This is a genomic window from Paraburkholderia sp. RL17-368-BIF-A, from assembly GCF_046054045.1.
Taxonomy (GTDB): Bacteria; Pseudomonadota; Gammaproteobacteria; order Burkholderiales; family Burkholderiaceae; genus Paraburkholderia; species Paraburkholderia graminis.
In genome coordinates this window covers 555,070-567,377 of the sequence record NZ_JARESN010000001.1, presented here as the reverse complement: position 1 = coordinate 567,377, position 12,308 = coordinate 555,070, and the positions used below count along the sequence as shown (strand labels likewise).

General features: G+C 64.7%; 11 protein-coding genes. All 11 read left to right on the top strand.

The genetic code is table 11. The features are described 5' to 3' along the window. The first annotated feature begins 38 nt into the window (after window positions 1-38). The 11 genes from P0D87_RS02475 to astE all read left to right on the top strand — a co-directional run bounded on the left by P0D87_RS02475 (window position 39) and on the right by astE (window position 12,068). On the top strand, window positions 39-992 hold the full coding sequence (locus P0D87_RS02475) for a patatin-like phospholipase family protein (RefSeq protein ID WP_006051098.1): 954 nt from the start codon (window positions 39-41) through the stop codon (window positions 990-992). A 325-nt stretch (window positions 993-1,317) separates the two neighbouring features. Next, window positions 1,318-2,007 (top strand): ABC transporter permease, encoded by a 690-nt coding sequence (locus P0D87_RS02470; protein WP_006051097.1) that lies wholly within the window; start codon window positions 1,318-1,320, stop codon window positions 2,005-2,007. 4 nt (window positions 2,008-2,011) lie between these two features. Beyond that, window positions 2,012-2,725, top strand: coding sequence for an ABC transporter permease (locus P0D87_RS02465; protein WP_006051096.1), 714 nt, complete (start codon window positions 2,012-2,014; stop codon window positions 2,723-2,725). A 44-nt stretch (window positions 2,726-2,769) separates the two neighbouring features. Then, a complete protein-coding gene (locus P0D87_RS02460; protein ID WP_006051095.1) occupies window positions 2,770-3,561 on the top strand; it encodes an ABC transporter ATP-binding protein in 792 nt (263 codons plus the stop codon). Window positions 3,562-3,610: 49 nt separating this feature from the next. Continuing rightward, entirely contained in the window at window positions 3,611-4,660 is a 1,050-nt protein-coding gene (locus tag P0D87_RS02455) for a GlxA family transcriptional regulator (protein WP_053857891.1), read from the top strand. A 141-nt stretch (window positions 4,661-4,801) separates the two neighbouring features. After that, window positions 4,802-6,037 (top strand): aspartate aminotransferase family protein, encoded by a 1,236-nt coding sequence (locus P0D87_RS02450; protein WP_053857892.1) that lies wholly within the window; start codon window positions 4,802-4,804, stop codon window positions 6,035-6,037. 68 nt (window positions 6,038-6,105) lie between these two features. Further along, the gene (gene aruF / locus P0D87_RS02445) at window positions 6,106-7,182 is read left to right on the top strand and encodes an arginine/ornithine succinyltransferase subunit alpha (RefSeq protein ID WP_053857893.1); all 1,077 of its coding nucleotides are present in this window, start codon (window positions 6,106-6,108) and stop codon (window positions 7,180-7,182) included. Beyond that, complete coding sequence (gene astA / locus P0D87_RS02440; RefSeq protein WP_006051091.1) at window positions 7,179-8,216, top strand: arginine N-succinyltransferase; 1,038 nt, start codon at window positions 7,179-7,181, stop codon at window positions 8,214-8,216. The genes aruF and astA overlap by 4 nt, the downstream gene beginning before the upstream one ends. A 2-nt stretch (window positions 8,217-8,218) precedes the next feature. Beyond that, the gene (gene astD, locus P0D87_RS02435; RefSeq protein WP_053859005.1) at window positions 8,219-9,682 is read left to right on the top strand and encodes a succinylglutamate-semialdehyde dehydrogenase; all 1,464 of its coding nucleotides are present in this window, start codon (window positions 8,219-8,221) and stop codon (window positions 9,680-9,682) included. Between the two features lie 9 nt (window positions 9,683-9,691). Next, complete coding sequence (gene astB / locus P0D87_RS02430; RefSeq protein ID WP_029969180.1) at window positions 9,692-11,032, top strand: N-succinylarginine dihydrolase; 1,341 nt, start codon at window positions 9,692-9,694, stop codon at window positions 11,030-11,032. Next, window positions 11,016-12,068, top strand: coding sequence for a succinylglutamate desuccinylase (gene astE, locus P0D87_RS02425; RefSeq protein WP_053857894.1), 1,053 nt, complete (start codon window positions 11,016-11,018; stop codon window positions 12,066-12,068). The genes astB and astE overlap by 17 nt, the downstream gene beginning before the upstream one ends. Window positions 12,069-12,308: the final 240 nt, after the last annotated feature.

Genomic DNA, 12,308 nt, shown 5'->3' with positions numbered 1-12,308 from the left:
AAACAACGAGAAGCAGACGAAGAAAGACGGGGGGCATCATGATACGTCGACGTCGATACAGCCGTATCGGGCTGGTGTTGGGAGGCGGCGCCGCGCGCGGCTGGGCGCATATCGGCGCGATCCGCGCGCTGCACGACGCGGGCATCAAGCCCGACGTGGTATGCGGCACGTCGATTGGCGCGCTGGTCGGCGCCGTCTATGCGAACGGCGACCTCGACTGGCTCGAGGAGTGGGTGTCGCGGCTCACGTGGCAGACGGTCGTGCGCCTGCTCGACTTGCGTTTGTCGGGCGGTCTGCTTGGCGGGCGCAAGGTGATCCAGTTATTCGCCGACAAATTCAACGGCCGGTCCATCGCGCAACTGAACATGCCGTTCGCCGCGGTCGCCACCGAACTCGACACGGGCCGCGAAAGCTGGCTGCAGGACGGCAGCGTGGTCGACGCGGTGCGTGCGTCGATTGCGATTCCCGGCATTTTCACGCCGGTTTGGCACAACGGCGTATGGCTCGTCGACGGCGGCTTGAGCAATCCGGTGCCGGTGTCGGTCGCGCGCGGCATGCGGGCCGACTGCGTGATCGCCGTCGATCTGAACAACGACATTCTCAACGGACGCGATTTCGGCGGCGCGGTCGTGGACACGCCCGCCATCGACCCGAACGCACCGACGCCCGTTTCGATGCGCCGCAACGGCAAGCCTTGGCCGCGCTGGCTCGCGCCCGCCGAAGAGCGCGCCACCGACGACGTGCGCGTGCCGCCCGCGCCGAGCGCGCGCGTGCCGTCCATGCTCAGTTCGATCGCGCAAAGCATCGACATCATGCAGGTGCGGATCACGCGCAGCCGTCTCGCGGGCGAGCCCGCGGACATCCTGATCCAGCCGCGCCTGGGCGGCATGGGCATCTTCGATTTTCATCGCGCGGCGCCGGCCATCGAGGAAGGGCGCGCGGCGGTCGAATACATGCTGCCCGCGATCCGCGCGCGGCTCGGCATGGACTAGCGGCGGCCCGCTCCTGGTCTTCGCACGGCCGCGCTTCGCCTTGCGCGAAGCGCGCGCCGTCTATCGAAAAAGCGACCTCAAACTTGCTAAATCGCGGCGGCGCGTCCGGGCCGCGCTGGTGACTGCATCCCGCCGCGTCCCCCAACACCAAGCGCCGCGAGCCGCCCGGCGCTTTCCGCGTACCCTGTTGCGGCGCAGCAAACTTTGCGTCGGCCTTTGAGAAATTAATTTTCGCTTGGGAGACTCCGCGCCATGCCTGATGAGCCGGGGTCCGACGAGCCGGCTGCATCGAGGCGTTCTCAAACCAAACTGGATGGAGACACGCGTGGTGCTATACGGCTTTGGTCCGGTCCTGCTGGCCGGCACGATCCAGACGGTCGAACTGTCGGTGCTGTCGCTCGCGGCCGCCGTGCTGCTCGGCCTCGCGGGCGCGGCGGCGAAACTCTCCTTGAACCGGCCGTTGCGCGCGCTCGCCACCGGCTACACGACCTTGATCCGCTCGGTGCCCGACCTCGTGCTGATGCTGCTGCTTTTCTACAGCATCCAGATCGCGGTCAACAATCTGACCGACGCGCTCGACGTGGCGCAGTTCGACATCGACCCGTTCGTCGCCGGCGTGCTGACGCTCGGCTTCATTTACGGCGCGTATTTCACCGAGACGTTTCGCGGCGCGTTTCTCGCCGTGCCGCGCGGCCAGCTCGAAGCGGGCAGCGCCTACGGCATGAGCGGCGTGCGCGTATTCGCGCGCATTCTGTTTCCGCAGATGATGCGTTTCGCGCTGCCCGGCATCGGCAACAACTGGCAGGTGCTCGTGAAAGCGACGGCGCTGGTGTCGATCATCGGTCTCGCGGATGTCGTCAAGGCCGCGCAGGACGCGGGCAAAAGCACCTTCAACATGTTCTTCTTCATCCTGATCGCGGCGCTCATCTATCTCGCGCTGACGACCGTCTCGAACCTCGCGCTGATCTGGCTGGAACGCCGCTATTCGATCGGCGTCCGGCACGCGGAGCTTTAAGACCATGATCGACATTCTCAACGACTTCTGGCGCGCGTTTCTCTACTGGGACGGCCAGCGCATGTCCGGCCTCGCGGTCACGTTGTGGCTGCTGGTCGTGTCCGTCGGCATCGGCTTTTGTCTTGCGATTCCGCTCGCGGTCGCGCGCGTGTCGAAAAAGCGCTGGCTGTCGACGCCCGTGCGTCTCTACACGTATGTATTTCGCGGCACGCCGCTCTACGTGCAATTGCTGCTTATCTACACCGGCATGTACAGCCTCGAATTCGTGCGCTCGCACCAACTGCTGGATGCGTTTTTCCGCAGCGGCTTTCACTGCGCGATTCTCGCGTTCGCGCTGAACACCTGCGCGTACACCACGGAGATTTTCGCGGGCGCAATTCGCTCGACCTCGCATGGCGAAGTGGAAGCGGCCCGCGCCTATGGCATGAGCTGGTTCACGATGTACCGCCGCATTGTGATACCGTCCGCGCTGCGCCGCGCCTTGCCGTTGTACAGTAACGAAGTGATCCTGATGCTGCACGCGACCACCGTCGCGTTCACGGCTACCGTGCCGGATATCCTGAAGGTGGCGCGCGACGCGAATTCGGCAACCTACCGTTCGTTCGACGCATTCGGCCTCGCGGCGTTGATCTACCTCGTGGTGTCGTTTGCTCTGGTCGCGCTGTTCCGCCGCGCCGAGCGTCACTGGCTCGGTTATCTGGCGGTCCGCACGCATTGAGCGCGCCGTCGCAAGTTCGATCGTATTTTCAAAGGGAGAGCACCTTGCTCCACACCACGCAAACCCAGGCTTGCAAGCTCGCCGTGCAGGACATCCACAAGCGCTACGGCGACAACGAAGTGCTCAAGGGCGTGTCGCTGAACGCGAACAAGGGCGACGTGATCAGCATCATCGGCGCGAGCGGTTCGGGCAAGAGCACCTTCCTGCGCTGCATTAACTTTCTCGAGCGGCCGAACGCGGGGCAGATTGTCGTCGACGGCGAAGCGGTGAAGACCAAGGCCGACCGCGCCGGCAATCTCGAAGTCGCGGATCACAAGCAGTTGCAACGCATTCGCACGAAGCTCGCGATGGTGTTCCAGCACTTCAATTTGTGGGCGCATATGAACGTGATCGAGAACGTCGTCGAGGCGCCGATTCACGTGCTCGGCCTGCCGCGTCGCGAAGCCGAAGAGCGCGCGCGCGAATATCTCGAGAAGGTGGGCCTCGCGCCGCGCGTCGAAAAACAGTATCCGGCGCATCTGTCCGGCGGTCAGCAGCAGCGCGTGGCGATTGCCCGCGCGCTCGCGATGGATCCCGATGTGATGCTGTTCGACGAGCCGACTTCGGCGCTCGATCCCGAACTCGTCGGCGAAGTGTTGAAGGTCATGCAGAAGCTCGCGGAAGAAGGGCGCACGATGATCGTCGTCACCCACGAAATGGGTTTTGCGCGCAACGTGTCGAACCATGTGATGTTCCTGCATCAAGGCCGCACGGAAGAAGAAGGCTTGCCCGCCGAAGTGCTGAGCGCGCCGCGCAGCGAGCGGCTCAAGCAGTTCCTCTCCGGCAGCCTGAAGTAACGCGCGCCGCGTCCGCCCGTTCGCCCGCTCGCCGCGTTGTGATCCGCTGATGGCCCGTACGTCCAGTCCCGCACGCACCACGCAGGTTGCAATCGTCGCATTGCCGCCCGTGTCGATGTCGGGCGTCGGGCCGATTGTCGACGCGCTCAATCTCGCCAACGAAATCGACGGCCGCGCGCTGTATCGCGTGCAGGTCTGCTCGTGGGACGGCCGCGCGGTGCCGCTCGCGGGCGGAGCGCAATGGCCTGCGGACGCCGCATTCGGCGACGCGATCGCGTGCGACTGGCTGATCGTCATCGCCGAACGCTTTCAGCAATTTGCCGACTATCGGCTGTTTCTCGCGAGCCTTGCGCGCGTCGGGCAACGCACGCCGCTCGTCACGGGGATCCATCACGGCGTGTGGTGGCTCGCGATGGCGGGGCAATTGTCCGGCTATCGCGTGAGCGTGAACTGGGAAACCTATCAGCAGTTCGCCGAGCAGTTCGAGCGCTCCATCGTCACGCAGCAGATTTTCGAAATCGACCGCGATCGCGCGACCTGCGCGGGCGGTCAGGCCACCGTCGACTTCATGCTCGCGATGATCGGCCGCGAACACGGCCCCGAACTCGCGGATCGCATCGCGGATACGCTCGGCGTCGGCGTGTTGCGCGCGGGCGAGGAACGTCAGCGCATTCCGTTCGTGACCGCGCCGGGCGAGCGCCATCCGCGGCTGAACGATGCGTTGATGCTGATGGAAGCGAATATCGAAGACCCGCTCACCACCGACGAAATCGCCGGTCTCGTCGGCGTTTCGCGGCGGCAGTTGGAGCGCCTCTTTCGCCAGTATCTCGGCTCGATGCCGTCCAAATACTACCTGGGTCTGCGCCTTTCGAAAGCGCGCACGCAATTGCAGCGCACCAGCAAATCGGTCGTGCAGATCAGCCTCGCGTGCGGATTTTCGTCGGCGGCGCACTTTTCGAATGCGTACCGTGAACGCTTCGGCGTGACGCCGCGCGAGGATCGCCGCAACTGGCTCGACCGGCAGACGGGCGCGGGCGGCGCGGCGGCGAGCGAACCGCGCGCGGGCGCGTTGATCGAGCGGCCGGATCTCGCGGATTGAAAGCGCCTCGGCGCGCGGCGGGCGCCGCTCGCAGCACGCAACGAGGTGGAAGCTCATAGAAAGCGTCGCGTATGCGCAAGACGTATCGCGCGCGGTTTCCTACACTATCTGTATTACCTCTCACCGTAACGAGGATTTGCCATGAACGACCTGACTGTGACACGCAAGACCTTCGACGAAGTCATGGTGCCGGTATTCGCGCCCGCCGCCTTCGTGCCGGATCGCGGTCTCGGCTCACGCGTCTGGGATACGCAGGGCCGCGACTATATCGACTTCGCCGGCGGCATCGCCGTCACCGCGCTCGGTCACGCGCATCCCGAACTGCTGAAGGTTTTGCAGGAGCAGGGCAGCAAGCTGTGGCATATCGGCAATGGCTACACGAACGAGCCGGTGTTGCGTCTTGCGAAACGTCTCGAAGACCTGACCTTCGCGGACCGCGCGTTCTTCGCGAACTCGGGCGCCGAAGCGAACGAAGCGGCGCTGAAGCTCGCACGCCGAGTCGCGTTCGACCGCCACGGCGCCGAGAAATTCGAAGTGATCTCGTTCACGCAGTCGTTTCATGGCCGCACGTTCTTCACTGTCAGCGTCGGCGGTCAGCCGAAGTATTCGGAAGGCTTCGGACCGGTGCCGCAAGGCATCGTGCATTTGCCGTACAACGACATCGAGGCCGCGAAGAAGGCGATTGGCGCGAAGACCTGCGCGGTGATCGTCGAGCCGATTCAGGGCGAGGGCGGGGTGATTCCGGCCGATCCGGCGTTCCTGAAAGCGCTGCGCGAAGCCTGCGACCAGCACGGCGCGCTGCTGATTTTCGACGAAGTGCAAACCGGCGTGGGCCGCAGCGGCTACTTCTACGCGTATCAGGACACCGGCGTCACGCCGGACATTTTGACCACCGCGAAGGCGCTCGGCAACGGCTTCCCGATCGGCGCGATGCTGACCACGAACGAACTGGCCGCGCATTTCAAGGTCGGCGTGCATGGCACCACGTATGGCGGCAATCCGCTGGGCTCGGCCATCGCGGAGAAGGTTGTCGAACTGGTTAGCGATCCGAAGCTGCTCGAAGGCGTGCGCACGCGCAGCGAAGTGCTGAGGGGTCATCTCGCGAAGCTCAACGAGCGCTTCGGCCTCTTCACCGAAGTGCGCGGCAAGGGCCTGTTGATCGGCGCCGAATTGACCGACGCGTACAAGGGCCGCGCGAAAGACTTCGTCACGGCCGCGGGCCAGCATGGCGTGATCATGCTGATGGCGGGACCGGACGTGTTGCGCTTCGTGCCGTCGCTGATCATGCCGCTCGACGACATGAACGAAGGCTTCGAACGGCTCGCGAAAGCGATTGCCGAAGTGGTCGGCGCGAAGGCCGAAGCGGCGTCGAAATAAAACGGCGCGTTCAACGCCTCGCACCGACGCATAGGGGAACTCATGCGTCACATTCAACAGGAACGATGATGCTCTTCGTACGCCCCGGCCGCCTCGCCGATCTCGATGCGCTCGAACATATGGCGCGCACCGCGCAACCGGTGCTGCATTCCCTGCCGCACGACCGGCGCGCGCTCGAGGCACGCGTCGCGCTGTCGGAAGATTCGTTTCGCGCGGACGTCGACTTTCCGGGCGAGGAGTTCTATCTGTTCGTGCTCGAAGACAGCGAGACCGGCAAACTGATGGGCACGGCGAGCATCATTGCGGCGGCGGGTTATTCGGACCCGTTCTACGCGTTTCGTAACGACGCGCTGATTCATGCGTCGCGCGAATTGCACGTGAACCGCAAGATTCACGCGCTCACCATGTCGCATGAACTGACGGGCAAGAGCCGGCTCGCGGGCTATTACATCGACCCGTCGCTGCGTGGCGACGCCGCTGCGCATCTGCTGTCGCGCGCGCGCATGATGTACATCGCCGCGAATCGCAGGCGCTTTACGTCCGAGGTGTTCTCGCTGCTGCTCGGCGTGACCGACGAGCATGGCGTGTCGCCATTCTGGGAAGCGGTGGGGCGCAAGTTCTTCGGCCGCGATTTTGCCGACATCGAAATCGAATCGGGCGGACGCAGCCGAACGTTTATCGCCGAAGTGATGCCGACGTATCCGATCTATGTGCCCTTGCTGCCGGAAGCCGCGCAGCGCGTGCTCGGCGAACCGGATTCGAACGCTTTGCTGGCGTATGAAATCCATCTGGAAGAAGGCTTCGAGACGGACCGCTTCATCGATATTTTCGACGCGGGCCCGGTGCTCACTGCGCAAGTGGACCGCAGTGCGTCGGTCGCGCGCAATGAAACGCGCGTCGTGCACGAGACGGCCGCAGCCGCGAGCGGCGCTGCGTATCTGATCGCGCACAACGGCGTGGATGGCGAATTCCGCTGCGTGCTCGGCGATCTGCCGTCGACGAAAAGCGAAGGGGCACCCCTCGCGCAGGCGGCGCGGGCGGCACTCGGCGTGCAGGACGGCAATGCGGTGCGTTGCGCGCCGCTGCATCGTCCGGGAGACGAAGAAGATCAACAGCAGCACGAACAATCGGGAGACGCGCAATGATCGTCGTTCGCGTTGTGCAACGAGGCGATGTGGACGCGTTGATGCGGCTCGCGCAGGAAACCGGCCCAGGCCTCACCACCTTCAAGCCGGACCGCGAAGCGCTTGCCGCACGCGTCGAACGGGCGCGCCGCACGATGGAAGACAAGGCCGCGCCGCATGAAGCAGGCTACTTCTTCGTGATGGAAGACACGCAAACCGGCGACGTCGCCGGCGTCTGCGGCATCGAAGCGGCTGTCGGCCTGCAGCAGCCGTTCTACAACTATCGCGTGAGCACGGTGGTGCACGCGAGCCAGGACCTCGGCATCTGGACGCGCATGCGCGCGCTCAACATCTCGCATGACCTGACGGGTTACGCCGAAGTGTGTTCGCTCTTTCTGAGCCCGCGTTATCGCACGAGCGGAGTGGGCGGCCTGCTGTCGCGCTCGCGCTTCATGTTTCTCGCGCAGTTTCGCGAGCGCTTTCCGCAGCGTTTGTGCGCGGAATTGCGCGGCCATTTCGATGAGCAAGGCACGTCGCCGTTCTGGCGCGCGGTCGGCTCGCATTTCTATCAGATCGACTTCAACGCGGCCGATTACCTCAGTTCTCATGGACGCAAGGCGTTTCTTGCCGAGCTGATGCCGCGCTATCCGGTGTATGTCGAGTTGCTGCCTGAAGAAGCGCAGCAATGCGTCGGACTCACGCATAGCGACACGATTCCGGCGCGCCGCATGCTCGAAGCGGAAGGGCTGCGCTACGAGAACCACGTCGATATTTTCGATGCCGGTCCGGTGCTCGAATGCCATATCTCCGACTTGCGCACGGTGCGCGAAAGCGTGATGGTGCCGCTCGAAATCGCCGACGTGCCGGCGGGCGCGCCGCAGGATGCGCCGCGTTCGATGGTGTCGAACACGTCGCTCGGCGATTTTCGCGTGGGCGTGGCGGCGGGCGTGCCGCAAGACGGCGTGTTCCGCATGAACGCGATCGAAGCGTCGGCACTCGGCGTCAAGGCAGGCGACCCGGTGCGGGTGCTGCCGCTGAAACATAAACAGGGATGATCATGAGCGAGCTTTTCATCGGCGGCGAATGGGCTGCCGGCACGGGACCCGCATTCGCGTCGCGCAACCCCGGTACGGGCGCGACGGTGTGGGAAGGCAATAGCGCGTCCGCGGACGACGTGGATCGCGCGGTGCGCGGCGCACGGCGAGCGTTCGCGGCATGGTCGGCGCTGAGTCTCGATGAGCGTTGCGCGGTGGTGCGCCGTTTCGCCGCGCTCGTCACCGAACGCAAGGAAGCGCTCGCTGAAGCGATCGGCCGCGAGACCGGCAAGCCGCTGTGGGAAGCGCGCACCGAAGCGGCTTCGATGGCCGCGAAAGTCGAGATTTCGATTCAGGCGTACAACGAGCGCACCGGCGAAAAGCGTTCGTCGATGGCGGACGGCACCGCGGTTTTGCGGCATCGTCCGCATGGCGTGGTCGCCGTGTTCGGGCCGTATAACTTTCCTGGGCATCTGCCGAACGGGCATATCGTGCCGGCGCTGATCGCGGGCAATGCGGTCGTGTTCAAGCCGTCCGAACTCGCGCCGGGCGTCGCCGCGCTGACCGTGCAAATCTGGGCCGATGCGGGCTTGCCGGCCGGCGTGCTGAACCTCGTGCAGGGCGAGAAGGACACGGGCATTGCGCTCGCGAATCATCGGCAGATCGACGGTCTGTTCTTCACCGGTAGTTCGGATACCGGAACATTGTTGCACAAGCAGTTCGGCGGACGGCCGGAGATCGTGCTCGCGCTCGAAATGGGCGGCAACAATCCGCTCGTGATCGGGCCGGTCGCGGACATCGACGCCGCCGTGCATCACACGATCCAGTCGGCGTTTCTGTCGGCGGGGCAGCGCTGTACCTGCGCGCGCCGCATTTTCGTACCGAACGACGCGTTCGGCGAGCGCTTTCTCGCGCGCTTCGTCGAGGTGAGTTCGCGCATCAGCGTCGGCGAATATAACGCCGAGCCGCAGCCGTTCATGGGCGCGGTGATCTCGGCGCGCGCGGCCTCGCGTCTCGTCGCGGCGCAGGAACGTTTGCTTGCGGATGGCGCCCATGCGTTGCTGAAAATGGAGCAGCGCGATCCGAAGCTCGGCTTCGTCACGCCGGCCATTCTCGACGTGAGCGCCGTGAAGAATCTGCCCGACGAGGAACACTTCGGGCCGCTCGCGCAGATCATCCGTTACGACAGCTTTAACGAAGCGCTCGAAAAAGCCAACGACACCGAGTTCGGTTTGTCCGCGGGCCTGCTCGCCGACGACGAATCGCTGTGGACGCATTTCCAGCGCACTATCCGCGCGGGCATCGTCAACTGGAACCGGCCGACCAACGGCGCGTCGTCGGGTGCGCCGTTCGGCGGGCCGGGGCGTTCGGGCAATCACCGGCCGAGCGCTTATTACGCGGCCGATTACTGCGCGTATCCGATGGCGTCGGTTGAAAGCGCGCAACTGCAAATGCCCGCGAGCGTCTCGCCGGGCCTTCAATTCTAAGGATCGACGATGCAAGCCACTGAAGCCAATTTCGACGGCCTGGTCGGCCCGACGCACAACTATGCGGGGCTGTCGTTCGGCAACGTCGCGTCGCAGAACAACGAGAAGTCGGTTGCGAATCCGAAGGCGGCCGCGAAGCAGGGTCTGCGCAAGATGAAGCAGTTGGCCGATCTCGGCTTTCATCAGGGCGTGCTGCCGCCGCAGGAGCGTCCGTCGGTGCGTCTGTTGCGCGAGCTGGGTTTTTCCGGCGACGACGCCACGGTGATCGCCAACGTGGCGAAGAATGCGCCCGAGTTGCTGGCCGCCGCGAGTTCGGCTTCGGCGATGTGGACCGCGAATGCCGCGACCGTGAGTCCGTCCGCCGACACGCACGACGGCCGCGTGCATTTCACGCCGGCCAATCTGTGCAGCAAGCTGCATCGCGCGATCGAACACGAATCGACGCGCCGCACGTTGCGCGCGATTTTCAGCGACGCCGATCGCTTCGCCGTGCATGAGGCTTTGCCCGGCACGCCCGCACTCGGCGACGAAGGCGCGGCGAATCACACACGCTTTAGCGCGGAATATGGCGCACGTGGCGTCGAATTCTTCGTGTACGGCCGCAGCGAGTATCGCCGCGGACCCGAGCCGAAACGCTTTCCCGCGCGTCAGACGTTCGAAGCGAGCCGCGCGGTCGCGCATCGTCATGGCTTGCAGGAAGAAGCAACTGTCTACGCGCAGCAGAATCCCGAGGTGATCGACGCAGGCGTTTTTCATAACGACGTGATCGCGGTCGGCAACCGCAACACGCTGTTCTGTCATCAGCTTGCGTTTGTCGAACAGCAGGCGGTGTACGACGAGTTGCGCGCGAAGCTCGTTGGCCTGAAGGCGGATTTCAACGTGATCGAAGTGCCCGATGCGCAGGTGAACGTGGCGGACGCGGTCTCGTCGTATCTGTTCAACAGCCAGTTGCTGACGCGCCCCGACGGCAAGCAGGTGCTGGTGGTGCCGCAGGAGTGCCGCGAAAATCCGCGCGTGGCCGCGTATCTGGACGATCTGACGTCGCACACGGGTCCGATCGACGAGGTGCTCGTGTTCGATCTGCGCGAAAGCATGAAGAACGGCGGCGGGCCGGCGTGCCTGCGTCTGCGTGTAGTGCTGAACGAGGCGGAGCGCGCGGCGGTCACACGCGGCGTGTGGATCGACGACACGTTGTTCGGGCGGCTCGATACGTGGATCGAAAAGCATTATCGCGACCGTCTCGCACCGTCGGATCTCGCCGATCCTAAACTGCTCGTCGAGTCGCGCACCGCGCTCGATGAACTCACGCAGATTCTCGGCCTCGGATCGCTCTATGACTTCCAGCGCTGAGCGCGGCGAGCCGGTCGCAATGCTCGACGATTTCCTCGCCTATACGCTCGCGGGCACGCGGCCTGCCGCGAACGACATGCAAGGCACGTGCGCCGGCGGCGTGCGCTGGTCGTGGCTCGATGACGGCGTGCTGCTGCTGGAGCCGGCCGCGTCTTTGAACAACACACGCAGCGTGCTCGCATCGGCCGGCGTGCATGGCGACGAAACCGCGCCGATCGAACTGCTGTCGCATCTCGTGCGCGACATCGCGCGCGGCGAGGCAACGTTGACCTGCCGGCTGCTGGCGATTCTCGGCAATGTCGATGCGATGCGCGACGCGTGCCGCTATCGCGACGACGACCTGAACCGCCTCTTCAGCGGCCGGCATCTGCAACTGCCGCACAGTCACGAGGCTCCGCGCGCCGCGGCGCTCGAGCGGGCCGCTGTGCGGTTCTTCGATGCCGCTTCGAAAGAGCCGGGCGCGCGCTGGCATATCGACATGCACACGGCGATCCGCGCGTCCGCGTTCGAGCGCTTCGCGCTGCTGCCGCATACGGGCAGGCCATTTTCGCGCGCGATGTTCGAGTGGCTCGGCGAGGCGCGCATTAGCGCAGTGCTGTTGCACACCACGAAGGGCAACACGTACTCGCATTTCACCGCGCAGGCTTGCGCTGCCGACGCGTGCACGCTGGAACTCGGCAAGGTGCGTCCGTTCGGCCAGAACGACCTCACGCGATTCGAAGGTGCGAATCAGGCGTTGCGTCATCTGCTCGCGGGCACGAATGGCAATACGCAAGCGGAACTGCCGCGCGCCTTCACGGTGATCGACCAGATCACGAAGCAAAGCGACGCGTTCGAATTGCTGGTCGCGCCCGATGTCGCGAACTTCACGCCGTTCGCGAAGCACACGTTGCTCGCACGCGATGGCGACTATCGCTACGTCGTGCAACACGACGAAGAGCGCCTCGTGTTTCCGAATGCGACGGTGAAGCCTGGTTTGCGCGCGGGCTTGATGGTGATCGAGACGACTGAAGAGACGCACGGCGCGCTCGTCTAGCGGCACGATGTTTGAAGACGCGAGAGCGCATGCTATTTGCGTCGGTTGAACTCGTTGCATTGCTTGCGCCACCGCGACATCAACTTGCAGCTTTGCCCTTCAGCGCTGCCCCGCGCTCGCGATGCCGCCTTCACCCGAGCGCCACGCAGCCGCGGCAAACGAGCCTGTACAATCCCCGCCTCGCGGCTGTTGCGCTGCACCACAACGGCCGCGCGAGTTTGAATCGCATTTTTGGCGCGG

Excerpts from the sequence above, each read along its gene's own strand:
- P0D87_RS02475 (WP_006051098.1), top strand. The coding sequence starts at position 39 with ATGATACGTCGACGTCGATACAGCCGTATCGGGCTGGTGTTGGGAGGC.
- P0D87_RS02465 (WP_006051096.1), top strand. The coding sequence starts at position 2,012 with ATGATCGACATTCTCAACGACTTCTGGCGCGCGTTTCTCTACTGGGAC.
- P0D87_RS02455 (WP_053857891.1), top strand. The coding sequence starts at position 3,611 with ATGGCCCGTACGTCCAGTCCCGCACGCACCACGCAGGTTGCAATCGTC.
- P0D87_RS02450 (WP_053857892.1), top strand. The coding sequence starts at position 4,802 with ATGAACGACCTGACTGTGACACGCAAGACCTTCGACGAAGTCATGGTG.
- aruF (WP_053857893.1), top strand. The coding sequence starts at position 6,106 with ATGCTCTTCGTACGCCCCGGCCGCCTCGCCGATCTCGATGCGCTCGAA.
- astA (WP_006051091.1), top strand. The coding sequence starts at position 7,179 with ATGATCGTCGTTCGCGTTGTGCAACGAGGCGATGTGGACGCGTTGATG.
- astD (WP_053859005.1), top strand. The coding sequence starts at position 8,219 with ATGAGCGAGCTTTTCATCGGCGGCGAATGGGCTGCCGGCACGGGACCC.
- astB (WP_029969180.1), top strand. The coding sequence starts at position 9,692 with ATGCAAGCCACTGAAGCCAATTTCGACGGCCTGGTCGGCCCGACGCAC.
- astE (WP_053857894.1), top strand. The coding sequence starts at position 11,016 with ATGACTTCCAGCGCTGAGCGCGGCGAGCCGGTCGCAATGCTCGACGAT.